Origin of the sequence: Microbacterium aurantiacum, assembly GCF_002872075.1 — a bacterium.
Classification (GTDB): Bacteria; Actinomycetota; Actinomycetes; order Actinomycetales; family Microbacteriaceae; genus Microbacterium; species Microbacterium aurantiacum_A.
Window position 1 is genome coordinate 67,440 of record NZ_PGGU01000016.1, and the last position, 25,319, is coordinate 92,758.

Here is a 25,319-nt window from a genome sequence, read left to right on the forward strand (position 1 = left end):
GGAGCATCCGTTCCGATCCGAGGCATCCATGACCGACACTCCCGCTCCTCTCTCCCGCCCCATCCTGGCGGGCGTCGTCACTGCGCTCGTCGGCTTCACGAGCTCGTTCGCCGTCGTGCTCACCGGGCTCGGCGCGGTCGGAGCGACAGCCGGTCAGGCCGCCAGCGGACTGCTCGCCGTGAGCCTGACGATGGCGATCGCCTGCATCGTGCTCGCATGGCGGTATCGGATGCCGATCACCGTCGCCTGGTCGACCCCCGGTGCCGCACTGCTCGCCGCCACCGGCGTGGTCGATGGCGGATGGCCGGCTGCGGTGGGAGCATTCCTGGTCACCTCGGCGCTCATCCTGCTCACCGCGCTGTGGCCGGCGCTCGGTGCCCTCATCGCCCGCATCCCGCCGTCGATCGCGCAGGCGATGCTCGCCGGCGTGCTGCTGCCGCTATGCCTTGCGCCGATCAAAGGAATCGTCGCGAACCCCTGGGGGGTGGTGCCGGTGGTGCTCACCTGGCTCGTCTTCGCGCGCCTCGCACCGCGCTGGGCCGTGCCGCTCGCGTTCGTCGCCGCGGCCGCGGTCGTGGCGGTCTCGCTCGTCAGCGAAGGCGCGCCCTTCGATGCCGCACTGCTGCTGCCGCACCTCGAGCTCACCGCTCCCACCTTCACCGTCGGCGCACTCGTCGGGCTGGCGCTGCCGCTGTTCATCGTCACGATGGCCTCTCAGAATGTTCCGGGGATCGCGATCATGCGCAGCTACGGCTACGAGGTGCCGTGGCGACCGGCGATGCTCGTCACCGGTCTCGGCACCGCGCTCGGCGCGCCGGCCGGCGGGCACGCGATCAACCTCGCCGCGATCAGCGCCGCCCTCGCCGCAGCGCCCGACGCCGACCCCGATCCGAAACGCCGCTGGGTCGCGGGCGTCTCGACCGGCGCGTCGTACCTCGTGCTCGGCGGATGCTCCGCCGCATTCGCGACTCTCGCGCTCCTCGCGCCCATGGCCGTGATCCCGGCCGTCGCCGGGCTCGCACTGTTCGGGGCGTTCGGTTCCTCCGTGCAGCAGGCCATCGACGATCCCGGCGAGCGCATCCCTGCCGTGGTGACATTCCTCGTCGCGGCATCCGGGATCGCGATCCTGGGGGTCAGCGCCGCCTTCTGGGCCCTGATCGCCGGAGTCATCGTGCGCACGGTCCTGCACGCCGGTCGGCGCTGAGCCTCCTCTCCGCCGATCGGGGGATCGGGCAGGATCAACCGTGCGGGGGATGCCGCGCGCCGCCGGGGTCCGTAGCGTGAACGGCATGACCCACCTCCAACTGAACGGCATCACCAAGAGCTACGGCTCGCGGCTGGTGCTCGACGACGTCTCCTTCGATGTCGCCCCCGGACGCCTCACCGGCTTCGTCGGCGGCAACGGCGCCGGCAAGACCACGACGATGCGCATCATCCTCGGCGTGCTCGCCGCGGATGACGGACGCGTCGAGCTGGCCGGCGCTCCGGTCACCGCCGACGACCGTCGACGCTTCGGCTACATGCCCGAGGAGCGCGGCCTCTACCCGAAGATGAAGGTGCTCGAGCAGATCGTGTACCTCGCCCGCTTGCACGGCTTCAGCAAGGCGGATGCCACAGCCCGCGCAAGCGAGCTGCTCACCGAGCTCGGACTCGGCGAGCGTCTGAACGACATGGTCGAGTCTCTCTCGCTCGGCAACCAGCAGCGCGCGCAGATCGCCGCCGCTCTCGTGCACGATCCGAAGGTGCTCATCCTCGACGAGCCGTTCTCCGGCCTGGATCCACTCGCCGTCGATGTGGTCGCCGGCGTGCTGCAGGCCCGTGCGGCGGAGGGCGCCGCCATTCTGTTCTCCTCGCACCAGCTCGACGTGGTCGAACGGCTCTGCGATGACCTGATCATCCTCGCCGGGGGCACGATCCGCGCCTCCGGCTCCCGTGAGGCGCTGCGCGCCGAGCATGCGAACGACCGCTACGAGCTCATCTCCGCCGGCGATGCCGGGTGGTTGCGCACCGAGCCCGGTGTGACCGTCGTCGACTTCGAGGGCAGCTACGCGCTGTTCGACGCCGACGGCCCCGAGACGGCCCAGCGCGTGCTGCGCTCGGCGGTCGAACGCGGCGACGTCGCCAGCTTCGCCCCGCGGCATCCCTCCCTCGCCCAGATCTTCAAGGAGGTCATCCAGTGAACGCTCCTGCTTCCGTCCGCGACACCAACGCCATCTGGCTCGTCGCCGAGCGCGAGATCGGCTCGAAGTTGCGCAGCAAGGCGTTCATGATCTCCACCGGCATCCTGCTGCTGATCGCACTGGCCGGCATTCTGATCGGCGGCTTCGCCAGCAAGAACCCGGAGGCGACGAAGGTCGCGGTGACCTCGGCCACGGCGTCCGTCGTCGAAGCCCTGCCGAACGTCGCGATCACCGAGGTGGCCGACCGTGGCGAGGCCGAGGAGCTGCTGCGCTCCGACAAGGTGGAGGCAGCCGTCCTCCCCGGCGACGGTCCGCTCGGATACACCGTGATCGCGCTCGAGAACGCTCCGGACTCGATCGTCATGGGGCTCGCGCAGACCCCTGAGGTGGAGATCCTCGACCCGGCGACGACGAACCCCGCGCTGCGCTACATCATCGCGCTGGGCTTCGGGATCGTGTTCCTGATGGCGGCATCGACCTTCGGCGGCACGATCGCGCAGAGCGTCGTCGAGGAGAAGCAGACGAGGGTGGTCGAACTGCTGCTCTCGGCGATCCCGTCCCGCACCCTGCTCGCCGGAAAGGTGATCGGCAACACCGTGCTGGCGATGGCGCAGATCCTCGCACTCGCGGCGATCGCGACCGTCGGTCTCATCGTCACCGGGCAGACGGAAGTGCTGGCAACTCTCGGGTCGCCGATCATCTGGTTCGCCGTGTTCTTCCTGTTCGGCTTCGTCCTGCTCGCGTCGCTGTTCGCGGCCGCCGCATCGATGGTCTCCCGCCAGGAGGACATCGGCGCGACGACCACCCCGATCACGATGCTCGTGATGGCGCCGTACTTCCTCGTGATCTTCTTCAACAACGACCCGGTGGTGCTGACGATCATGTCGTACGTGCCGTTCTCGGCTCCGGTCGGGATGCCGATGCGGCTCTTCGTCGGCGAGGCGCAGTGGTGGGAGCCGATCCTGTCACTGATCATCCTGATCGCGAGCTGCGTGGCCGCGATCGCGATCGGCGCGAAGATCTACGAGAACTCGCTGCTGCGCATGGGAGCGCGGGTCAAGCTCATGGAGGCGCTGCGCGGCTGACCCGCGTCCGCCTCTCTGCCGAGACCCCGCCCTACCGCCGAGACCCCCTGCCGCAGCAGGGGGTCTCGGTGCGTTGCGGGGGTCTCGGCTAAGTGAGGCCGAGTCTCAGATCACGCCATCGGCGAGCGTCGTCGGGTTGCCGAAGCGGTGGTTGGTGATCGAGACGGCCTGCTCGTGCAGGAACGGCAGCATCTCGACCCGGCCGGCGCCGGTGACGGCGTGCGACCACACCGCGACATCCGGGGAGCCGCCGAGTGCGGTGTGCAGTGCACCGGCGTCGCCGCCGACGAGACGCACCCGGTGCCAGCTGCGCTCGGCCTTCGCATATCGCTTGACCCACGCGGCATCCTTCTCATGCTTCACCGTCACACCGTGGGCACGCAGCGTCTTCTCGATCGACGACGGCAGCGCAGGCGCCGACACCGTGAACGAGCTGCCGCTGCGGAGCGCCGCGGCCAGCACGCGCACCGCTTCGACGAGCGGGGCATGCTCGGAGATGCGCACGTCGACGTCGACCGGACGGTACCGGAAGACGTTGCGCTCCACGCCCAGTTCGGACCTGTCGGTCACGGCTCCGAACTCGTCGACCCAGGCGCGCTCGTCGGATGCGACGGCCCGCAGCAGCCAGTCATTCTCCACAGCATCCAGATCACCGGCAGCCGCCTGCAGCAACGAATCCACCGCCGGGGCGATCGCCGCACCGGCCGCCGTCGACGGCAGCTCGGCCGGAGTCCAGTCGCCGAGTCCGAAGAGGTAGTTGGGTCCGCCCGCCTTCGCACCCGCGCCCACGGCCGAGCGCTTCCAGCCGCCGAAAGGCTGACGCTGCACGATGGCGCCCGTGATGCCGCGGTTCACGTAGAGGTTGCCGGCCTCGACGCGGTCGAGCCAGGTGGCGACCTCGTCGGAGTCGAGCGAATGGATGCCGGCGGTGAGACCGTAGTCGACGGCGTTCTGCAGGCGGATGGCCTCGTCGAGGTTCTTCGCGCGCATGATTCCGAGCACCGGACCGAAGAACTCGGTGAGGTGCGTGGTCGAGCCCGCGGCGACACCGGTCTTCACACCCGGGGTCCACTGCTTCCCCTCGGCGTCGAGCTTCTCGGGCTTCACCAGCCAGCGCTCGCCCTTGTCCAGCGTGGTGAGCGCCGCCAGCAGCTTGCCGGATGCCGGCTCGATGATGGGCCCCATCTGGGTCGTCGGATCCGCCGGGAGTCCGACGCGCATCGAGGTCACCGCATCCACCAGTTGACGCTCGAAGCGCTGGGAATCGGCGACGGAGCCGACGAGGATCGCGAGGGACGCTGCGGAGCACTTCTGGCCGGCGTGCCCGAAGGCGCTGCGCGCCACGTCGGCGGCGGCGAGGTCGAGGTCTGCCGACGGCGTGACGATGATGGCGTTCTTGCCGCTGGTCTCGGCGAGCAGCGGCAGGTCGTGCCGGAAGGAGCGGAACAGCTGCGCGGTCTCGTAGGCGCCCGTGAGGATGACCCGATCGACGACCGGGCTCGACACCAGGCGGGTGCCGAGGTCGCGCGAGGCGAGATCGACGAGCGCGAGCAGATCGCGCGGCACGCCGGCCGCCCACAGCGCCTCGACCATCACGGCGCCGCAGCGCTGGGTGAGCTTGGCCGGCTTGATGATGACCGCCGAACCCGATGCGAGACCGGCGAGCACGCCGCCCGCGGGGATCGCCACCGGGAAGTTCCACGGCGGGGTGACCACGGTCACCTTCGACGGCACAAACTCGGCGCCGGCGATGTTCTCGAGGTCGAGAGCCCGCTCGGCGTAATAATGCGCGAAGTCGATCGCCTCGCTCACCTCGGGGTCGCCCTCGGCGATCGTCTTGCCGGCCTCGTGGGCCATGATCTCCAGCAGTTCGCCACGGCGGGCCTCGAGCTCGTCGCCCGCACGGTGCAGCACCGCCGCACGGTCGCGGGCCGGCAGGGCCGCCCACCTGATCGCTGCGGCCTCGGCGGCGGCGAACACCTCGTCGAGTTGCGCGTCGGTGTCGATGCGCGCGTCGGCGATGGCATCCTCGCCGAACGCTGTGCTCACGGAGCGACGGAGGATGTCGCGGCCCCAGGCGCGGTTCGCGGCGATCGCCGGGTCGGTGTCGGGCTGGTTCTCGAAGCCCTCGGTGGTGACGCTCTGGACCTGTGCCTCGGCGGTGCGGTCCTGGATGCGGTTCGGTCTCGGCACCGAGCGGTCGGCCTCGAGGGCTGTGAGCGAACGCTCGAAGCGCTCGCGTTCACGACGCAGCAGCGTGCTGTCTGTGGCGAGCTCGAACACCGCCGACATGAAGTTCTCCTGGCTCGCGTTCTCCTCGAGGCGGCGCACCAGGTACGCGATCGCGACGTCGAACTCGGCCGGGTTCACGACGGGCGTGTACAGCAGCAGGCGGCCGACGTCCTTGCGCACGGCCTCGGCCTGACCTGTGGCCATGCCGAGCAGCATCTCGTACTCGACCCCGCCGGTGACACCGCGCGCCTGGGCGAGCAGCCAGGTGTAGGCGATGTCGAACAGGTTGTGGCCGGCGACGCCGATGCGCACGGCATCCAGCCGCTCCGGCGTCATCGCCCAGTCGAGCACGCGCTTGTAGTTCGTGTCGGAGTCCTGCTTGGTGGAGTATGTCGCCAGCGGCCAGCCGTGGATCGCGGCGTCGACCTCTTCCATCGCGAGGTTCGCGCCCTTCACGACGCGCACCTTGATCGGCGCGCCGCCCTGGCTGCGGCGGGCGGTCGCCCATTCCTGCAGATGCTGCATCGCGGCGAGAGCGTCGGGCAGATAGGTCTGCAGCACGATGCCGGCCTCGAGGTCGCGGAACTGCGGCTGGTCGAGGATGGTGGTGAAGGCCGCGATCGTGAGATCGAGGTCGCGGTACTCCTCCATGTCGAGGTTGATGAACTTCGCCTTGCCTGCGGCCTCTGCCGCGGCGGCGAGCTCGTAGAGAGGCGTGAGCTTCGTGACGACGTCGGCGACGGCCTCGTCGAACGACCACATGGAGAGCTGGCTGACGACACTGGAAACCTTGATCGAGACGTAGTCGACGTCGTCGCGCGCCAGGAAGTCGTAGGTGCCCTTCAGCCGGTGACCGGCCTCGCGCTCGCCGAGCACGGCCTCGCCGAGCAGGTTGAGGTTGAGGCGATTGCCGCTCTTGCGCAGCTTCGCGATCGCGGGGCCGAGTTTGGAGGGTGTGGCGTCGAGTACGAGGTGCCCGACCATCGCGCGCAGCACGCGGCGGGAGATCGGCACGACGACGCCGGGGAGCTTCGGCGCCATCACGCCGCCCACGCGGATCGCGGCCTGCAGGTACCAGGGCAGCAACTGAGGGGTGATCTTCGCGAGCTCGGCCAGCTTGCGGCCGGCGACCGAGAGGTCCTCGGGACGCATCACGCCATCGACGAATCCGACGGTGAAGGCGAGCCCGTTCGGATCCTTGAGGACCTCGGAGAGACGCTGGGCGGCGGGCTCGACCGGGTGGGTCTCGCTCTCGGCGAGCCAGCGCTGGACGAGGGCGGCGACGTCTTCGGTGCGCGGGGTGGCAACGACAGTCATTGGCGGGAACCTTCCGGGGATCGCACACCCGGGTCGTGTGCGGCTGGATCATTCTCATCCTGCTCGGTAGGCTCCGTCTATCAATCGATTTGCATGAATTCTGTTCACTTTTTCTGAACCTTGGAGACATGGATGCTGGACGTCAACCGGCTGCGGATGCTCGTGGAGCTCTCCCGCCGCGGAACGCTCTCCGCCGTCGCCGATGCGCTGTCGTACAGCAAGGCCTCGGTGTCGCAGCAACTGAGCGCGCTGGAGCGCGAGGTGGGAGTGCCGCTGCTGCGCCGAGTGGGACGGGGCGTGCAGTTCACGCCGCAGGGGAACGTGCTCGTGGCCGAGGCCATCGGCATCCTCGACCAGCTCGAGCACGCACGGATCGCCGTCGCCGAATCGCTCATCGAGGTGACCGGCACCGTGCGCGTCGCCGTCTTCCAGTCGGCCGCGCACTCGCTGCTGCCGAGTGCCCTGCAAGCGCTGAAGGAGCAGCATCCGGCGCTGCGGGTGGAGGTGACCGAGTGCGATCCGGAGACCGGCCTCGTGGGTGTCTCCAGCCGCGACTTCGACCTCATCCTCGCCGAGCAGTATCCGGGGCGCACCCGGCCGATCCACGCCGATCTCGATCGCGTGGTGCTCGCGCACGACGCGATCGCGCTCGCCCGCCGGCCAGGCAGCGGCGAGGGCGCGGATGCGGTGGCGACTCTGTGGTCGACACGCGACGAGCCGTGGGTTCTGGAGCCGGCCGGCACGGCGTCGCGCGCCTGGGCCGAGCAGCTCTGCCGGACCGCCGGGTTCGAGCCCGACGTCCGCTACGAGATCGCCGACCTCACCGCCCACGTTCGGTTGATCCATGCCGGCCTCGCGGTCGGACTCCTGCCCGAACTGGTCTGGGGCGGCGACAGCCCCTCGGTCGATCTCGTCACATTGCCGGAGGCGCCGCGCCGCGAGATCTTCTCCTCCGCTCGGCGGGTGTCGGCCGCGGCTCCCTCCATCCGCGCGGTCCGCCGCGCGCTCGAGGCGGCGGCGGACCGCATCCTTCCCACCTGAGGGAACTCCCGCATCGGGATGGATTCGGACATCCGGGAATATGCATGCGAATGAATCGGTTGGCACCGGTGTACCCGGACGATGGAGTCCGATCCACTCCATCCGAAAGGCACCTCCGTGAGCACTCCCATCATCGATCGCACCGCCCCCACCGAGCACACCGTGCTCGACGTCCTCGCCGGACGCTGGAGCCCGCGTGCCTTCGACGCTGACACCGCCATCGACGAGGCCAAGCTGTCCGCCGCCCTCGAAGCCGCCCGTTGGAGCCCCTCCGCGTACAACCTGCAGCCGTGGCGCTTCATCGTCGCCCGTCGTGGCACCGCACTCCACGCCCAGGTCGTCGACTCGCTCGTCGAGTTCAACCAGCTGTGGGCCCCTCACGCCGCTGTGCTCATCGTCGCCGTCGCCGAGACCGAGGCCGAAGACGGCACGGCGATCAGCCACGCGGTCTACGACCTCGGCCAGGCTGTCGCCCACCTCTCTGTGCAGGCGCACCACGACGGCCTGCTCGTGCACCAGATGAGCGGCTTCGACCCCGAGGTCGTCCGCGAGTTCGCCGACCTCCCGCCGCGCTTCGCGGCGACCACGGTCATCGCCATCGGCGAGCTCGGCGACGCCGCGGCCCTTCCCGAGGGCATCCAGCAGGGCGAGACCGCCCCGCGCGTGCGCCGCCCGATCGACGAGACGGTCATCCTCAGCGCCTGACGTTCACCACACGGAGAGCGGATGCCACGGCCAACAGGCCGCGGCATTCGTCGTCTCACTCGTCGAGCAGCTCTGCCTCGATCACTTCGTCGTCGGCCGCATCGTCGACCGGCGCGGGCGCAGCCGTGAGAACGAGCCCCGATCCGTCGACCGCCATGTCCACGCGCACGGTGTCGCCGTCATGCACGCTTCCCGACAACAGTGCCGTCGCGAGCCTGTTCTGCACCTCGGACTGGATGAGCCGGCGCAGCGGACGCGCACCGAACATCGGATCGTAGCCGCGCTCCGCCAGCCACGACCGGGCGTCGGGCGTGACGGCCAGCTCGAGCCGCCGGTCGTGCAGCCGGCGCTGCAGCTGATCGACGGAGAGCTCCACGATCTGGGCGAGGTCGTCCTCCGACAGCGCCTGGAACATCACGATGTCATCGAGGCGGTTCAGGAACTCCGGACGGAACGACTGCCGAACCAGCGTCATGACGGCATCGCGCTTCGCCTCGAGGGACAGCGTGGGATCGATCAGGATCGGGGAGCCGATGTTGCTGGTGAGGATCAGGATGACATTCGAGAAGTCGACCGTGCGCCCCTGGCCGTCGGTGAGGCGCCCGTCGTCGAGCACCTGCAGCAACACGTCGAAGACCTCCGGATGCGCCTTCTCGACCTCGTCGAGCAGGATCACGCTGTACGGGCGACGTCGCACGGCCTCGGTCAGCTGACCGCCCTGCTCGTAGCCGATGTACCCGGGAGGGGCGCCGACGAGACGTGAGACCGAGTGCTTCTCGCCGTACTCCGACATGTCGATGCGCACCATGGCGTGCTCGTCGTCGAAGAGGAACTCGGCCAGCGCCTTGGCGAGCTCGGTCTTTCCGACGCCGGTCGGGCCGAGGAACAGGAACGATCCGGTCGGCCGGCCGGGGTCGCTGATGCCGGCACGGGAGCGGCGCACGGCATCCGACACCGCCTTCACCGCATCCTTCTGCCCGATCAGGCGCCTGCCGAGTTCGGTCTCGAGGTGCAGCAGCTTCTCGCTCTCGCCCTGCAGCAGGCGGCCGACCGGGATGCCGGTCCATGCCGCGATCACGGCGGCGATGTCCTCATCGGTGACCTGCTCGTTGACCATGCGGCCCTCATCAGACACGGCAGCCTCGGCCTGCTCGGCTTCGGCGATGTCGCGCTCCAGTCGCTTGATCGTCTCGTACTCGAGCTTCGACGCGCGCGTGTAGTCGGCCTCGCGCATCGCGAGGTCGCGCTGCGTGATCGCGTCGTCGAGCTGCTTCTTCAGGTCGCCGACCCGGTTGAGCCCTTGGCGCTCCCGCGCCCACCGCTCCTCGAGACCTGCCAGTTCGCGTTCCATCTCGGCGAGCTGCTCGCGCAGCGTGCTCAGCCGCTCCTTCGACGCGGCATCCTTCTCCTTCTTGAGTGCGAGTTCTTCGAGCTTCATCCGGTCGACCTGGCGCTTGAGCTGGTCGATCTCGACGGGCGAGGAGTCGATCTCCATCTTCAGCCGCGACATGGACTCGTCGATCAGGTCGATGGCCTTGTCGGGCAGCTGACGTGCGGGCAGGTAGCGGTTCGACAGAGCAGCCGCGGCGACGAGCGCGCTGTCGGCGATGGTCACGCCGTGGTGCGCCTCGTAGCGGCCCTTGAGTCCGCGCAGGATCGCGATCGTGTCCTCGACGGTCGGCTCGCCGACGTACACCTGCTGGAAGCGCCGCTCGAGCGCGGCATCCTTCTCGATGAACTCGCGGTACTCGTTGAGCGTCGTCGCCCCGATCATGCGCAGCTCGCCGCGGGCGAGCATGGGCTTGAGCATGTTGGATGCCGCGACCGACCCCTCGCCGCCGCCGGCGCCCATCAGCACGTGCAGCTCATCGATGAAGGTGATGACCCGACCCTCGGACTCGGTGATCTCCTTGAGGACGCTCTTCAGGCGCTCCTCGAACTGGCCGCGGTACATCGCGCCCGCCACGAGAGCCGAGATGTCGAGGGTGATCAGCTCCTTGTCCTTGAGTGATTCGGCGACGTCGCCCGCGACGATCCGCTGTGCGAGTCCCTCGACCACGGCGGTCTTGCCGACGCCCGGCTCCCCGATGAGCACCGGGTTGTTCTTGGTGCGCCGGGTGAGCACCTGGCTGACGCGGCGGATCTCGCTGTCGCGCCCGATCACGGGGTCGAGCTTGCCCTGGCGCGCGCGGTCGGTGAGGTTGATCCCGAACTGCTCGAGCGCGGACCGCTGGTCGTCCTGCGCGGGATTGGTCATCGCTCCTCCTGAAGAGTCTCCTAAAGTTGAGTCCTATTGACTCAACTTTACCACGGCATCCCAGATCGCTCCGGCGACGTCCCTCTTCGAGCCGGCCGCAGAACCGACGACGGCCCCACCGGGTCCGAGGATGCGCACGGCATTGTCCGCCGACTCGAAACCGCGGTCCCAGCCGACCTCGTTCACCACCAGGACGTCGACTCCCTTGCGCTGCTGCTTCCTCCGGGCGCGCTCCATCAGCTCGCCGTCGTCCACCCCGCCGCCCGCCTCGGGCGTCTCCGCGGCGAAAGCGACGATCACCTGTCCCTCTCGACGATCGCGGGCGAGCCCCGCGACGATGTCCTCGTTCTCGGCCAGCGCTATCGAGGTCAGCGGACCCGACTCCTTGGTGAGCTTGCGATCGGCGACCTCGACCGGGCGGTAGTCCGCGACCGCGGCCGCCATCACCACCGCATCCGACTTCCCCGCCGCTTCGCGCATGGCGGCACTCAGCTCGGCCGCCGTGCCCACGCCGATGATGCGGACCCGCGGATGCTGCGTGATCGCGAGCACGTCGTGCGACACGTTCGCGGCGACCAGCAGCACCTCGGCACCCCGCTCCGCCGCCTCGATGGCGAGAGCGGCACCCTGCCGGCCGCTGGAGCGATTGCCGAGATAGCGCACCGGGTCGATCGGCTCGCGCGTACCGCCGGCGGAGACCGCGACCCGGAGACCGTCGAGATCGCCGGGCGCGAGGGCCGCGAGCGCCGCGGTGAAGATCTCCTCGGGCTCCGACATCCGTCCCGGCCCGCTGTCGCCACCGGCCAGCTCGCCGTCGGCCGGTCCGACGAGACGCACGCCTCGCGCGCGCAGGGTCGCGATGTTCGCCTGCGTCGCCGGATGCTGCCACATCTCGGCATGCATCGCCGGGGCGATGACGACCGGTGCCGTGGTGGCGAGCAGCGTGGTGCCGAGTAGATCGTCCGCCAGCCCGGCGGTCATCTTCGCGATCGTGTTGGCCGTGGCCGGTGCGACGATCACCAGGTCTGCCGCCTGCCCGAGTGCGACGTGACGGACCTTGGCGACGTCGTCGTGCACGCTCGTGGTGACCGGATGCCGGCTGATCGCCTCCCAGGTAGGCAGGCCGACGAAACGCAGCGCATCCTCCGTGGGGATCACCGTCACCTCATGCCCGGCTTTGGTGAGCAGGCGCACCAGGTGCACGCTCTTGTAGGCGGCGATACCACCGGTGACTCCGACGACGATGTTCACGGTTCGATTCTGCCCCAGCCCGACGACGTCGGGGCGACTTAGACTGACGAGCATGTGCACGGTCGTCATGGACATCGCTGATGGCGGGGCGACCCGGTTGCTGGCGGTGCGCGACGAGGACCCGGAGCGGGAGTGGGATGCACTCGGCTCCTGGTGGCCGGAGCGGTATCCGGGGGTGATCGGCATTCGCGATCGACGCGCCGGTGGCGCATGGCTCGCCGCGAATCCCGTGGAACGCCGGCTGGCCGTGCTGCTCAATCGCGCCGACGTCCTCGGCCTTCCGGAGGATCAGGTGGTCTCGCGCGGCTCGCTCGCCCTCGAATCCGTCGTCGGGCGATCGCCGGCCTCGCGTCTGCCGATGCACGGTTTCAACCTGCTCGAGATCGGTCCCGAGTCATCCCGAGTGCTCTCCTGGGACGGAGCGGAGCTCCGCGAGACGCCGGTGCCCGCGGGTGTGCACATGATCGCGCACGACGATCTCGACGATCTCGCGACGCCGCGGATCGCCGCCTGGCTCCCGGCGTTCCGCGACCTGAGCCTGCCGGCGGACGATGCCGAATGGGCGGATCCGTGGGTCGCACTGCTTGCCGACACCGCGCGCCTCGATCCACAGGACGACAGGGCGATCATCCGCGACAACCGCCCCCACGGCTATCCCACGCAGTCGCTGCTGTACTGCACGGCGTCCGTGGCTCCGGAAGGGGTCGACGTACACGATGTCATCCTTCCCTCCCCCGGCCACTGGGCCACCTCGCACTGACCCGGCGAGTCGGACCCGCACCTCTGACCCCCATTGCGCCCACGGGCAACCCGATGCATGATCGTTCGTAACGAACCTTTCTTAAAGAACGAGGCATCATGCGTCAACGGAGAGCACTGCTCGGCCTTCTCACGGCCGCGATCGTCATTCCCCTCACGGGCATCGCGGCGATCGCCGCCCAGGCCGACACGACCAGGTTGATCTCCGAGGGTCGGCCCTCGACCTCGTCGACCACGGAGGGACCCGGCTTCGAGGCGTCTCACGCCTTCGACGGCGATGCCGCCACGCGCTGGGCGAGCGCCGAAGGGGTCGACGACCAGTGGGTGCAGGTCGATCTCGGCGCGGGTTCGCGGGTCGAACGCGTCGTGCTGAACTGGGAGGCCGCCCACGCCTCGGAGTACGACCTGCGGATATCGGCCGACGGCGTCAACTGGACGACACTCGCCCACGAGGCGGCGGGCGACGGCGGAATCGACGAGCACGCCGGCCTGAACGCCGCCGGACGCTACCTGCGGGTGCACGGCACCGCACGCGCCGCCGCCTACGGCTATTCGCTCTTCGAGGTCCAGGTGTACGGCACCCCCGGCACGACGACCCCCACCCCGACCCCCACGCCGAACCCGACGGACGCGCTGATCTCCACAGGCAAGCCCGTGGTCGCCTCCTCCGTCGAGTCGCCGGGCCATGAGGCCGGCAAGGCCGTCGACGCGGATGCGAGCACCCGCTGGGCCAGCGCGGAAGGCGCCGGCACTCAGTGGATCCGGGTCGACCTCGGCACCGGCGCGAAGGTGAGCAAGGTCGTCGTCACGTGGGAGGCCGCGTACGCGAAGAGGTACACCGTCGACATGTCGAACGACGGCACCACCTGGACGCCGCTCACGTCCGAGACCGCGGGCGACGGCGCGACCGACGAGCACACGGGCCTCAACGGCACCGGGCGCTACCTGCGGATCAACGCCACCGAACGCGGCACCGCATACGGCTACTCACTCTTCGAGCTCGAGGCCTACGGCGTCGCCGGCACGCCGGGCGGCGGCAACCCGACCGAGCCGACCGAGGGCGCGTGGCCCGGCAGCAGCCTGGTCTCGACGGCCGACTCCTCCGGCGCGTTCGGCGCCGATATGAGCGGTCTCGCCTTCTCCGCGGACGGTTCGGCGCTGTGGGCGGTCAGCAACGGCAACGGCACGCTGCACCGGCTGACCCAGCAGGGCTCGAACTGGGCGCCGTCCTCGGGCTGGTCGGGAGGGCGCACCCTGCGCTACCCGAACGGCTCCGGAACGGTGGATGCCGAGGGCGTCGCCGTCGTCGGCGCAGACATCTTCGTGGCATCCGAGCGCAACGCCTCGAGCAAGAGCACCAGCCGTCCGTCGATCCTGAAGTACGCGACGAGCGGCTCAGGCGCCATCACCGCGACGCGCGAGTGGAACCTGACGAGCGATCTGCCGTCGGTGGACGCGAACGAGGGCCTCGAGTCGATCGCGTGGATCCCGGATGCCGATCTCGTCGCCGCCGGCTTCGTCGACCAGCGGACCGGCGCCGCTTACGACCCGGCGAGCTACGCGAATCACGGAACCGGGCTGTTCTTCGTCGGCCTCGAGGCATCGGGCGACGTGTACGCCTACGCGCTGAATCAGGGCGGTTCGAGCTACACCCGTCTCGCCGTGTTCGGCTCGGGGTTCGACACCGTGATGGAGCTCGAGTACCAGTCGAGCACCAAGACGCTGTGGGCTCTGTGCGACGACACCTGCGACGGCGAGGCCACAGCGCTCAAGGTCGCCTCCGGTGCCTTCGCGGTGACCGCGCGCCACGATCGGCCGATCGGCATGCCGAATCTCAACAACGAGGGCTTCGCCCTGGCGCCACAGTGCATCGCCGGGTCGCGGTCGGCCGTGTGGGCGGATGACGGCGAGACCGACGGACACGCATTGCGCACAGGATCGATGAGCTGCAGCTAGCGACCTGCACCCGAAGGCGTCAGGCGGCCGGCGCCTCCTCCTCCTCCTCCGCGCACGAGAAGCGTGCGCGATAGGAGGTGGGCGTCGTGCCGAGCACGCGGGCGAAGTTCTGCCGGAGCACGGCGGCGGAACCGAAACCGCACTCCTCGGCTATCTGGTCGAGGCCGAGGCCTGTGCGCTCGAGCATCCGCTGCGCATGGATGATGCGCTGTCGCGCGAGCCATGCGGCCGGCGTCGCGCCGTACTCCGCCTTGAACCGCCGTGCGAAGGTGCGCGGCGACATGAGCGCCTTGGCGGCGAGCAGGTCGACGGTGAGATCGTCTCTGAGGTGCTCGACCGCCCAGTCGGCGACGACCGCGAATGAGTCGCTCGGCGCCACCGGGATCGGCCGATCGATGAATTGGGCCTGACCGCCGTCGCGCTGCGGCGGCACAACCATGCGGCGCGCGATGCGGTTGGTGAGCTCGGCGCCGATCTCCTGGCGGAGCAGATGCAGGCAGGCGTCGATGCCGGCGGCGGTGCCGGCACTGGTGATGATCCGGTCGTCCTGCACGAACAGCACATCCGGGTCGATGTCGATCTGCGGGTACATCTCGGCCATGACATGCGCGTACATCCAGTGCGTCGTGGCACGGCGGCCATCGAGCACGCCGGCCGCAGCCAGGATGAACGAGCCGCTGCAAACGCTGATCACCCAGGCGTCCCGTGCGACCGCGTCGCGGGCGAGCTCGAGCAGGAGCGGGTCGATCTTCGACCAGTACTCACGAGGCAGCGGGCAGAACACCACGAGATCGGCCTCGTAGGCGAAGGAGAGGTCGTGCTCGACGTTGACCGAGAATCCGAGCTTCGACTGCACCACCCCGGCCCGCGGCGCGACGATCCGGAAGTCGAAGTTGGGTACGCCGTCATCCGTGCGATCCAGCCCGAAGGCCTCACAGGCGACACCGAACTCGAACGGGGCGAACCCGTCCTGGATCACGCAGGCGACCGTCTTCATGCACACTCCCGGGATTGGCAGTTTTCATACGATCGTAGTCATTTCTGCCACTCGTGGCTGATCTGCTGCGATCGTAGTGTTTCTGCCATGGTACTCCTCATCATCATCTCCGCCATCGTCATCTGGGCGATCATCGCCACCGTCCTTGAGGTACGCCGCGACGGTTACCGGCCGACCCCCACCGATTGGACTCGCGTCGCCGGCCGCGACTCGCTCCAGCAAGCCGAATCCGGGCGCGTCTACCGTTGAGCCGGCCCGGATCGCCGGCGGCGTGTATGGTCACCTCATGATCCCGCTCGACAACCTCCTGGCGTTCCTCGTCACGTCCGTCGTGATCATCGTGATCCCCGGTCCGAGCGTTCTGTTCGTGATCGGTCGTTCGATCGCCCTCGGTCGCCGCGCCGGAGTGCTCAGCGTCATCGGCAACGCACTCGGCACAGTACCGGCGGTCCTCGCCGTGGCCTTCGGGGTCGGTGCGATCGTGGCCTCCTCCGTCGTCGCCTTCACGGCGATCAAGATCGTCGGAGCGCTCTATCTCGTCTGGCTCGGCGTGCAGGCGATCAGGAAACGCCATGACCACCGGGCCGACGCGCTCGGCGTCCGCCCGGCGTCGGCGCTGACGCTGATCACGCAGGGATTCATCGTCGGCGTGACGAACCCGAAGACGATCGCCTTCTTCGTCGCCGTTCTCCCTCAGTTCGTCGTTCCCGCTGCGGGCCCTGCGTGGATGCAACTACTGCTGCTCGGGCTGACCTTCCAGCTGCTCGCACTTCTCTGCGACAGCATCTGGGCGCTCGCAGCCGGAACCGCGCGCACCTGGTTCGCCCGATCGCCTCGCCGGATCTCCGCGCTGTCGGGCACGGGCGGCGTGATGATGATCGGGCTGGGCGGAACTCTCGCACTGACCGGCGCGAAGAACTGACGCCGGCTCCGCGCAGTCGGGCTACGCTCGTCGCATGAGCGAGCCGCAGCAGCCTCCCCTTCCGCCGTACGTCTCCGGTGATCACGGATACCCGCCCGCGGCGCCGCAGCCCGCATATCCGCCGGCTCACACTCCCCAGCCGGGTCAGGCCCAGGTCGGCCAGCCGCAGCCGGGCCAGCCGCAAGCGGGCCAGATCCACCCGGGCTACGCGCATGCAGGCCAACCCCATCCGGGCTACCCCGCTTACGGTGCGCCAGACCCCGCAGCACCAGGCAACCCGCTCGGCAGGGCGGCATTCCTCATCGCCCTGATCACGTTCGGGATCGGCCTGCTGGGAACGGTGGCCGTACCGCTCCTCTACACCACCACCGGCTTTGGCGCCATCGAGATCATCACCAGCGCCAGCGGTCTGATCACGCTGATCGGATACGGCGCCGCACTGGTCCTCGGCATCGTGGCCCTGCGTCGCCCCGCACCGCACCTGCTCGCCGGAATCGCCATCGGCATCGCCGGCAGCGGCGTCATCGGCACGGTTGTCGCCTGGATGGCGACGTTCCTCTACCGATTCATCTGAGCGGAGAGCACCCGCTCGTAGACCGCGATCATGGCCGCCGTCCGCGAGGACTGCAGGAACGCGGTCGCGACCTCGGGCAGGGGGCTGGGCGCCGTCCCCCCGGCGATGTCGGATGCCGCACGCCGCAGGGTCTCGGCGAGCGCGGCCGAGCGCTGCGCCTCCCGCTCGGGCCCGGATCTCGCCGAGGCCTCCGGAACCGCCCACAGGCCGCCCCCGAGCTCCGCGGCGATGTCGGGATCGCTGATCACCGACGGCGTGCCCAGTGTGGCCGCCTCGAACGGAGTCATCCCCTGCGTCTCGAACCCGATCGACGTCTGCACCAGGGCGTCGGCTGCGGCGATACGCGCCAGCGTCTGCGGATAGGTGAGACGCCCCGAGAACCGTACCGACGGATGTCCGGCGACGATCTTCTCCGCTGCGGCGCGCTGCGCTCCCCCGCCGATGATCTCGAGGTCGGCATCCGCCCCCGAGGCGACGAAGGCCTCCAGGAACGGGAGCAGTCGCTTCTCCGGGCTCATCCGGCCGAGCCAGACGAAGCGCGGACGCCCGGGAGCACGTTCGGAAGGGGAGGCCGCGAGCGTCGCCGCGCGAACGTCGTCGTCGATGCCGTTCCACACGACATCGACCGGTTCGAAGACGCCGTTCTGCTCGAGCCGGTGCGCGAAGTGGGTCGACGGTGCCGTCACCGCAGCGGCGCCGGCTGCCAGACCGCGCAGGTACGCCCATCCGTCACTTCCCTTGGCTGGATCTGCGATCCCGCGAAGGGCCCGGCGGCGCCAGGCGTTCAGCACCGAGAGCACCGGACCGTGCAGCGGCGTCACCGCGGCGATGCCGACGTCGACGCGGTTGTGCATGGTGTGCACCACCGGGATGCCGTGCCGATGCGCGTAGCGATGGCCGATGAACGCGCCCCAGAAATCGGCCTGCACGTGCACGAGATCGGCCGGCGATCGGCGGCGGAGCGCCCGGTCGAGGAATCGGTCGGTGCGGCGCCCCGGCCAGCTCATCGAGTACTCGCGGTCCAGCGTGATCGGCATCGACGGCAGGTCGACGTGGGCGGGATCTCCGTCGCCGGCCCGAGCCCCGTGCATCTTCGGCGCGACGACGGTCACCGTGTGGCCGGCGCGCTCGAGGAACTCCCGCTGCAGCCGCATCGACACCTGCGCACCGCCGAGCGAGTTCAGGTGCTGATCGCCGAAGAAGACGATGTGCATGGCTACGCGGGCAGCGGCTCGTCGCGGTACAGCGCCTCGAAGGTGTCGAGGGTGCGGTTGATGTCGTGGATCACGACACCGTCGAGCGATGCCTGCTGCATCCGCTCGTACTCGGCGGGCTCGGCGGTCATCACGTCGGTCAGCCTGGCCGTGAGCTCGGCGACGTCGCCCGGACGGAAGAGGTACCCGTTCTCGCCGTCGTGCACGAGGTGAGGGAGGGCGACGGCGTCGGCGGCGACGATCGGGAGCGCCGACGCCATCGCCTCCATCGTCGCGATCGACTGCAGCTCGGCGATCGACGCGATGGCGAACACGGATGCACGGGAGAGCAGCGCCCGCAGCTCCGCGTCGTCGATGCGCCCGTGGAAGACCACGCGATCGGCGAGGCCGAGCTGCGCGGCCAGGTGCTCGAGAGCCTTGCGCTGGTCTCCGCCACCGACGATGTCGAATGTGACCTCGAGGGTCGGGTCGAGCGATGCGATCGCCTTGAGGATGACGTCGATCTGCTTCTCGGCGGTGAGCCGGCCGACGAAGACGACCCGGTTCTTCTCGCGCACGCCGAGCACCGGCGTGTACTGCGTGCGGTCGATGCCGCAGCTGATCGGGATCACGCCTTCGATGCCGATCGTGCGCTCCAGGAAGTCCGCGGCGCGGCGGGTCGGCGTGGTCACGGCGCGGGCACTGCTGAAGGTGCGCCGGCCGTCGGCCCAGGCGAACTTCACGATGTTGCGGTCGACGACGTCGGGGAAGATCGAGTGGTCGAGGAGGTTCTCCGCCATGACGTGGTTGGTGGCGATCACCGGGATGCCGCGCTCCTGGGCGATCCGGGCGAGACCACGGCCGATGATGATGTGCGACTGGATGTGCACGACGTCGGGCTGCACCCGATCGAGGACCTTGCGCGCGTAGTGCTTGGCGCGCCACGGCCACACGAAACGCAGCCAGTCATGCGGAGGCCAGCGCACGGATGGCAGCCGGTGCAGGGTCATCGGCTCGCCCTCGATGACCTCGGTACCAGGCTTTGCACGACGGTACACCTGGTTGGGTGCGGCGACGTGGACCTCATGGCCGCGCTGGACGAGACCGGCGGCGAGCCGCTCCGCGAAGCGGGCCGCACCGTTGATGTCGGGGGCGAAGGTGTCGCAGCCGAGCAGGATCTTCAGAGGACGCCCGGCGGTGGGGGCACTCGACGGGGCGATCGACTCGATCGGATCGTCGGGGGAGGTCACAGACATGCTGCCTTACGGTACGGCGGCCAAGGGAAGCCCTGGTCGGGGCGCTGGCCACTCTACCCGAGGGGATTGTTCGCGCAGCGTCGCCATTCCGGCGCACTCAGCCTCGGCGTCCGTTATCCGCGTACCGTGGTGGCATGCGACTGACCTCCGACGCCGATCCCGCGCTGTGGATCCCCGTGACCGATTCGCTGGGCTGGAAGGGCCGCCGGCATCGGAAGGCGGCGATCCGGATGCTGCTGAGCCAGGTGAACGGCGCGCTCGGTGCGACTGAGCGACCGGGGTCGAAGTTCGGCGCGTGGGCGATGAGCCAGGCGGCGCCGCTGCTCATGAAGCGGGCCGACGGCCGAGTGCTCGTATGGACGTGGAAGGCCGAGCCGGAGCTCATCGTGGCGATGGCGACCGCTCAGGCCCTGACCCCTGATCTGCGGATCGCACGTGCGTCGATGCCGATGGACTACGACGACACCGAGTCGTTCCGCAGCCGCAGCCTCGGGGTCGGCGAGAAGCTGGTCGTGCCGGTGCCGCAGGCCCCGGCGTCACCGCCCTTCACGACGTACACCTGGGACACCGGCACGCATCTGGTGACCCTCACCGCGATCTGCAGCGACCGCGAGCGCTTCGGCACGCTGACAGGGGCACTGGACGACCTCGCCCGCAGCATCCGCATCGCCGACGACGTGACCGGCGGCGAGTCGCCCGACGTGCTGCGGCTCGATCCTGCCTGAATATCGTGAAGTAAGGTAACAATGTAGTAAAGTAACGGCATGACGCCGTTGCTGCTGGATCGCCTGCTCCAGATCGCCGACCTGTTCCAGAAGGACATGGCGCGTGCGTTCGAGGGCACCGGACTCACTCCCGCCCGCGTGCATCTGCTCTGGATGCTGCAGCACGCGGGGCCCTCGACCCAGCAGGCCCTGGCGCAACTGCTCGAGGTCAGTCCTCGCAACATCACCGGCCTCGTCGACGCGCTCGAAGGCTCCGGACACGTGCGCCGCACCCCTCACCCGACGGATCGCCGCGCGGTGCTCGTGGAGCTGACGGCGGACGCCGCCCGGACCATGACGCGCATGCAGCAGGAACACGACGAGCTCAACGCCACCCTGGTCGCCGCCGTCGCGCCGGCGGATCGCGACACCGTGGAACGGGGGGTCACCGCGATCGCCACTCACCTGCAGGCCCTCGTCGCGGATGCAGCGGCCACCGCGTCCGAGAAGACCGCGCCATGACCACCCAGACCCGCAGCTCCGCGCCCTCGCGCACAGCGCGCGTCCTCAGCATGCTGCATCGCGCGCTCATCGCCGAGCTGCGGGTGTACTCGAGCATCGGCCGCGCGATCGCACGCCGCCCCGCGATCCCTGCCGGCGGCACCGGAATCGGCTACCACCGTCCGGTGCTCACGATCCTGTTCATCTTCATCGGGCTCTCCGCCGTCGAGATCCCGATCCTCGACCTCATCGTGCATCAGTGGCCGGTCGTGCGGATCACGATCCTGATCCTCGGGATCTGGGGCGTCACGTGGATGCTCGGCCTCCTCTGCGCCATGCTGATGCGCCCGCACTCGGTCGGTCCGGACGGCATTCGGGTGCGCAGCGGACTGGAGGTCGACGTGCCGGTGCCATGGGAGGCGATCGCCTCGGTCGCCATCGGCCATCGTGTCGACGAGCCGAAGCAGCCTCGGATCACCGAGACCGAGACCGGCGCTGAATACGCCGAGCGGATGCAGAACGAGACGAACCTCGAGATCGAGCTCGAGCGGCCTTTCGCGGTGCGACTGCCCGGGCTCGCGCCGAAGGGCGGAGATCACCTGGTGACCCGCATCCGCCTGTGGGCCGATGATCCGCGGGCGTTCCTCGACGCGGCGCGGCCGTTCCTGGTCACCGACTGAGCACACGCGGCGACGCCTCCCGAGTGCAAGGTCGATTCCGCATCTCCGCGGAGGCTTTGCGATGCGATTTTGACCACGCACTGGCCGGCCATGAGCGCGGGCTCAGTCCAGCCCACGCTCCGCGAGCCACGCCTTCGCCGCCCTGGCCGGGGCCCGCACCAGCCACGCATCGTCGATGATCTCGGCCAGCCGCTCCCGATCGACGTCTTCGAGGCGCACGAGCAGGCCGGGATAGCCGTCGAAGTGCGGGATCGTGAAGAAGAACTCCGGCTCGGCTGCGAGCAGTGCCTCCTTCTCCTCCAGGCTCGCGACGCGCACACCGATCACAGGGCCTTCCGGCCACGACCGCTCGCGCTCGGCGAGTTGCGCGCGATCACGAGCGCTCGGCCCGCGCATCCACGCGATGTCGCCTTTCGCGACTCGCCAGGCGGGTCCCCCGGTGTGGCCGTTGACCCGCTCCTCCACGCCGGGGAGCGCGAGGGCGATCTCTCGCAGGTCCTCGATCGTCGCCATCTCGTCATCGTCCTCCAGACCGACGGCGGTCACAAGGACCGCACCTCCCGGACGGTGCGAGGTCGAAAAGGCATCCCGGCGAGCCGTTTCCCGTGCTTTTCTGACCTCGCACCGGGGCGAACACGGTGCGAGGTCAGAAACGCATCCCCCTCAGCGCACGATGCGGAGCGTGCGCACCTCGAAGGGGCGCAGCTGCAGCTCGCCGCCGATGCGCGGCTCGTCCAGGGCATCCTCGATCAGCGAGACCTCGCGCACCTCACGGTGCTCGAAGTCCACCGCCAGCGCGCCGGAGGCACGACGACCGAGCGACTCGTACACGCGCACGATGACGTCGCCAGAGCCGTCGTCGGCCAGCTTCACGCCGGATACGACGATGCCGGCACCCTGCACCGAGACGAGCGGTGACACATCCCGTGCACCGCGCACCACTGCGGCGGGCGCGTTCAGCTCGATGCCGGCGCGGGTGGCCTCGGCGGGACCGGCGCCGATGACCATACCCGTCGTGATGACGTGCCGGCCGTGATCGGTGTCGGGGTCGGGGAAGCGCGGTGCGCGCAGCAGCGACAGGCGGACCGTCGTCGTGACCGCATCGTCCGACACTTCGCGCGAGGTGTCGTAGCCGTAGATCGAGTCGTTCACGAGTGCGACCCCGAAGTCGGCTTCGCGCACCAGTACGAAACGGTGCATGGAGGTCTCGAACTTCGCGGCCTCCCAGCTCGTGTTCGTGTGGGTCGCCCGCGCCTGGTAGCCGAACTGCGTCTCCGCCTCGGAGTGCGCGGCCTGCACGTCGAGGGGGAAGGCGAGCTTCAACAGCTTCTCGGTCTCGCGCCAGTCGATGTCGTTCACGATCTTCACGGTGCGGGAATCCGGCGCGAGAGTGAGCGTCTGCGTGATGGTCGACTGCGAGAACTCCCGGACCACCACGACCTCGGCCCCGGCATCCGTCAGCCGGGCCGACAGCGAGGTCACATCGCGCAGGTCGGTCACGCTGTTGCGGTAATAGCGGTCGATGTCCCACGCATCCCACATGTTCGGGAAGTCCTGGTGCAATTGCAGCAGGTTCGCTGCGCGACCGGATGCCACGGCCTCGCGGCCTGTGGCGAGATCGACGGCCGAGACGATGAGCCCCTCGTCCGAGATGCGCACGCGCACGAGGCCGTTCTCCAGCAGGATGCCATCGCCGCTGTCGTCGACGGCGACCCGGTCCGTGACCGGTGCCGCGACGGCAGCCCCCAGGGGCAGCGGTCCGCTGACGGAGGACGGCGAGAAGACGAGTTCGAGTTCGCCCTCTCCGGCGAGCGAGCGGCGAGCGGCATCCGAGATGACGCGCGCCCTGGTGATGACGTCCTCGAGCACGGTGACCGCCTCGCGGTGCACCCACGCGATCGAGGTGCCGGGCAGGATGTCGTGGAACTCGTGCAGCAGCACCCGCTCCCACAGCTCATCGAGTTCGGCCGCAGGGTATGCGGCGCCGGTGCGCACGGCATCCGTCGCCGCCCACAGCTCCGCCTCGACGAGCGCGTGCTCGGCCCAGCGGTGCCGGGACTTGGTGCCGTGCTGGCTGGTGAGGGTGCCCCGGTGCAGTTCCAGGTACAGCTCTCCGACCCAGACCGCCGGATGCGGCAGCTCGGCCTTCGCCGCGTCGAAGAACGTGTCGGGGTGCTCCCACTCCACCCGCGCACTGCCCTCGAGATCCTTCAGACGGCGAGCACGTCCGGTCATCTCGCGCGTCGTGCCGCCGCCGCCGTCGCCCCAGCCGACCGGGGCGATCGAGCGGGAGGAGAGCCGGTTCTCCTTGAACTGGCGCGACGCCTTGGCGACCTCCATGCCGCTCAGCTGCGAGTTGTACGTGTCCATCGACGGGAAGTGAGTGAACACCTGCGAGCCGTCGATGCCCTCCCACAGGAACGTGTGGTGCGGGAAGACGTTCTGCTGGTTCCAGGAGATCTTCTGCGTGAAGAACCACTCGAACCCGGCACGGCGCATCAGCTGCGGCAGCGCCGGAGAGTAGCCGAAGCTGTCGGGGAGCCACACGCCCTTGGAGCGGATGCCGAACTCGCGCTCGAAGAAGCGCTGGCCATACGAGAACTGGCGCACCAGCGACTCCCCCGTCGGCATCACCGTGTCTGACTCGACCCACATGCCGCCGAGCGGCAGGAAACGGCCGTCGGCGACCGCAGCCTTGACCCGCTCGAAGACCTCGGGGCGATGCTCCTTGAGCCAGGCGTACTGCTGCGCGCTGGACATGCCGTACTGGAACTCCGGCTGCTCCTCGAGCAGCGTCGTCATCGACGAGGAGGTGCGGGCGACCTTGCGGATCGTCTCACGCACCGGCCACAGCCAGGCGGAGTCGATGTGCGCGTGGCCGATCGCCGAGATGCGGTGCGCGCTGGCCTCGGCGGGTGCGGCGAGCACGCTCTCGAGACGGGCGCGGGCGTCGGATGCCGTCTCGGCGATGCGCTGCAGATCGAGCACGTCGAGCGCGTCATCCATCGCCTGCAGGATCTGCATGCGGCGGGGGGACGTCGGCGGGAGCTCGGCCTGCAGCTCGAAGAGCACATCGAGGTCGAGGGAGAGCTCGAAGACGTCCTGCTCGAAGACGGCGAGGTCCATGCGTCGCGTGCGGTACAGCGGCTCGGGAGACGAGGTGAGGATGTCGCCCTCCTGCGTCGGCAGGAAGGGGTGGTAGTCCAGCAGCACCGGGTTGGCGGCCGCCTCCAGGTACAGCTCGACCGGCTCATCACCATGCGCCCGCTCGGCGATCGGCAGCCACTGATTGCGCGGGTTGATGCTCTTCACCGGCGACCCGTCAGGCCGGTACACGAGCGCCTCGCACTGGAAGCCCGGCATGTTGATGTCGAAGCCGAGGTCGATGACCGCCTCGACCCGACGACCGGCCCACTCCGTCGGCACCTGGCCGGTGAGCTTGAACCACGTCGTCCCCCAGGCCGGCCCCCACTGGGCGGGCACTGTCGTCGGCGCGTAGTCGAGCGCGAGGCCGTCGACGGGGCTGATCGGCTCGCCGGGCAGCTCGTGGATCTCGACCGCCAGCGGCGTCGATGCCGAGTGGATGGCCGGGCGGATGCGCTCGTCGAGCACGCGCTTGACGCGTCCGATGGTGAGCGAGGTGTCGTCATGCATGGGTGATTGGGTCTCCGAGCTGGACGGGTGACTAAAACGATCTAGTAATTGATTC

At 69.3% G+C, this 25,319-nt stretch carries 21 protein-coding genes; 13 read left to right on the plus strand and 8 right to left on the minus strand.

Annotated features, from left to right (window positions below):
* Positions 1-28 precede the first annotated feature (28 nt).
* The 3 genes from CUR96_RS11075 (at position 29) to CUR96_RS11085 (ending at position 3,265) form a co-directional block, all read left to right on the plus strand.
* Positions 29-1,204, plus strand: coding sequence for a benzoate/H(+) symporter BenE family transporter (locus CUR96_RS11075; RefSeq protein WP_102193376.1), 1,176 nt, complete (start codon positions 29-31; stop codon positions 1,202-1,204).
* Between the two features lie 85 nt (positions 1,205-1,289).
* Positions 1,290-2,180, plus strand: a complete 891-nt coding sequence (locus CUR96_RS11080) for an ABC transporter ATP-binding protein (RefSeq protein WP_102193968.1) — start codon at positions 1,290-1,292, stop codon at positions 2,178-2,180.
* A complete protein-coding gene (locus CUR96_RS11085; protein ID WP_102193377.1) occupies positions 2,177-3,265 on the plus strand; it encodes an ABC transporter permease in 1,089 nt (362 codons plus the stop codon). Before CUR96_RS11080 ends, CUR96_RS11085 begins: the two co-directional genes overlap by 4 nt.
* A 105-nt stretch (positions 3,266-3,370) precedes the next feature.
* Here the strand turns inward: CUR96_RS11085 and CUR96_RS11090 are convergent, their stop codons facing one another.
* Positions 3,371-6,814, minus strand: a complete 3,444-nt coding sequence (locus tag CUR96_RS11090) for a bifunctional proline dehydrogenase/L-glutamate gamma-semialdehyde dehydrogenase (RefSeq protein ID WP_102193378.1) — start codon at positions 6,812-6,814, stop codon at positions 3,371-3,373.
* Between the two features lie 132 nt (positions 6,815-6,946).
* Here CUR96_RS11090 and CUR96_RS11095 point away from each other — a divergent pair, with 132 nt between their 5' ends.
* Positions 6,947-7,855 carry a LysR substrate-binding domain-containing protein gene (locus tag CUR96_RS11095; RefSeq protein WP_102193379.1) on the plus strand — a complete coding sequence of 303 codons (909 nt, stop codon included), beginning with the start codon at positions 6,947-6,949 and terminating at the stop codon, positions 7,853-7,855.
* Between the two features lie 117 nt (positions 7,856-7,972).
* A complete protein-coding gene (locus tag CUR96_RS11100; RefSeq protein WP_102193969.1) occupies positions 7,973-8,560 on the plus strand; it encodes a nitroreductase family protein in 588 nt (195 codons plus the stop codon).
* A gap of 55 nt (positions 8,561-8,615) precedes the next feature.
* Here the strand turns inward: CUR96_RS11100 and CUR96_RS11105 are convergent, their stop codons facing one another.
* A complete protein-coding gene (locus CUR96_RS11105) occupies positions 8,616-10,817 on the minus strand; it encodes an ATP-dependent Clp protease ATP-binding subunit (RefSeq protein ID WP_102193380.1) in 2,202 nt (733 codons plus the stop codon).
* A 33-nt stretch (positions 10,818-10,850) separates the two neighbouring features.
* Positions 10,851-12,068, minus strand: coding sequence for a bifunctional phosphopantothenoylcysteine decarboxylase/phosphopantothenate--cysteine ligase CoaBC (gene coaBC, locus CUR96_RS11110; RefSeq protein ID WP_102193381.1), 1,218 nt, complete (start codon positions 12,066-12,068; stop codon positions 10,851-10,853).
* Positions 12,069-12,120: 52 nt separating this feature from the next.
* Here coaBC and CUR96_RS11115 point away from each other — a divergent pair, with 52 nt between their 5' ends.
* Together CUR96_RS11115 and CUR96_RS11120 are read left to right on the plus strand one after the other, a co-directional pair.
* A complete protein-coding gene (locus CUR96_RS11115; protein ID WP_102193382.1) occupies positions 12,121-12,828 on the plus strand; it encodes an NRDE family protein in 708 nt (235 codons plus the stop codon).
* Positions 12,829-12,926: 98 nt separating this feature from the next.
* Complete coding sequence (locus CUR96_RS11120; protein ID WP_102193383.1) at positions 12,927-14,783, plus strand: discoidin domain-containing protein; 1,857 nt, start codon at positions 12,927-12,929, stop codon at positions 14,781-14,783.
* A gap of 19 nt (positions 14,784-14,802) precedes the next feature.
* Here the strand turns inward: CUR96_RS11120 and CUR96_RS11125 are convergent, their stop codons facing one another.
* Complete coding sequence (locus CUR96_RS11125; RefSeq protein ID WP_102193384.1) at positions 14,803-15,780, minus strand: GlxA family transcriptional regulator; 978 nt, start codon at positions 15,778-15,780, stop codon at positions 14,803-14,805.
* Positions 15,781-15,867: 87 nt separating this feature from the next.
* Here CUR96_RS11125 and CUR96_RS18615 point away from each other — a divergent pair, with 87 nt between their 5' ends.
* From CUR96_RS18615 to CUR96_RS11135, 3 genes are read left to right on the plus strand one after another with little or no spacing between them, the layout of a single operon-like run.
* Positions 15,868-16,029, plus strand: a complete 162-nt coding sequence (locus CUR96_RS18615; RefSeq protein WP_180969010.1) for a hypothetical protein — start codon at positions 15,868-15,870, stop codon at positions 16,027-16,029.
* A gap of 37 nt (positions 16,030-16,066) precedes the next feature.
* Positions 16,067-16,702 carry a LysE family translocator gene (locus CUR96_RS11130; RefSeq protein WP_102193385.1) on the plus strand — a complete coding sequence of 212 codons (636 nt, stop codon included), beginning with the start codon at positions 16,067-16,069 and terminating at the stop codon, positions 16,700-16,702.
* Between the two features lie 34 nt (positions 16,703-16,736).
* Positions 16,737-17,276 (plus strand): hypothetical protein, encoded by a 540-nt coding sequence (locus tag CUR96_RS11135; RefSeq protein WP_102193386.1) that lies wholly within the window; start codon positions 16,737-16,739, stop codon positions 17,274-17,276.
* Here the strand turns inward: CUR96_RS11135 and CUR96_RS11140 are convergent.
* Both CUR96_RS11140 and CUR96_RS11145 read right to left on the minus strand, forming a co-directional pair.
* Positions 17,261-18,490 carry a glycosyltransferase family 4 protein gene (locus CUR96_RS11140; protein ID WP_102193387.1) on the minus strand — a complete coding sequence of 410 codons (1,230 nt, stop codon included), beginning with the start codon at positions 18,488-18,490 and terminating at the stop codon, positions 17,261-17,263. The two genes, CUR96_RS11135 and CUR96_RS11140, sit on opposite strands and share 16 nt — an antisense overlap.
* Before the next feature lie 2 nt (positions 18,491-18,492).
* On the minus strand, positions 18,493-19,725 hold the full coding sequence (locus CUR96_RS11145) for a glycosyltransferase (RefSeq protein WP_102193388.1): 1,233 nt from the start codon (positions 19,723-19,725) through the stop codon (positions 18,493-18,495).
* Positions 19,726-19,859: 134 nt separating this feature from the next.
* Between CUR96_RS11145 and CUR96_RS11150 the strand changes: the two genes are divergently transcribed.
* From CUR96_RS11150 to CUR96_RS11160, 3 genes are read left to right on the plus strand one after another with little or no spacing between them, the layout of a single operon-like run.
* A complete protein-coding gene (locus tag CUR96_RS11150; protein ID WP_102193389.1) occupies positions 19,860-20,450 on the plus strand; it encodes a hypothetical protein in 591 nt (196 codons plus the stop codon).
* A gap of 39 nt (positions 20,451-20,489) precedes the next feature.
* Entirely contained in the window at positions 20,490-20,951 is a 462-nt protein-coding gene (locus tag CUR96_RS11155; protein WP_102193390.1) for a MarR family winged helix-turn-helix transcriptional regulator, read from the plus strand.
* Entirely contained in the window at positions 20,948-21,610 is a 663-nt protein-coding gene (locus tag CUR96_RS11160) for a hypothetical protein (RefSeq protein ID WP_102193391.1), read from the plus strand. The genes CUR96_RS11155 and CUR96_RS11160 overlap by 4 nt, the downstream gene beginning before the upstream one ends.
* Before the next feature lie 102 nt (positions 21,611-21,712).
* Here CUR96_RS11160 and CUR96_RS11165 read toward each other — a convergent pair whose 3' ends face one another.
* Both CUR96_RS11165 and CUR96_RS11170 read right to left on the minus strand, forming a co-directional pair.
* Positions 21,713-22,156 (minus strand): MmcQ/YjbR family DNA-binding protein, encoded by a 444-nt coding sequence (locus CUR96_RS11165; protein WP_245861209.1) that lies wholly within the window; start codon positions 22,154-22,156, stop codon positions 21,713-21,715.
* A 117-nt stretch (positions 22,157-22,273) separates the two neighbouring features.
* The gene (locus CUR96_RS11170) at positions 22,274-25,264 is read right to left on the minus strand and encodes an alpha-mannosidase (protein WP_102193392.1); all 2,991 of its coding nucleotides are present in this window, start codon (positions 25,262-25,264) and stop codon (positions 22,274-22,276) included.
* Between the last annotated feature and the right edge of the window lie 55 nt (positions 25,265-25,319).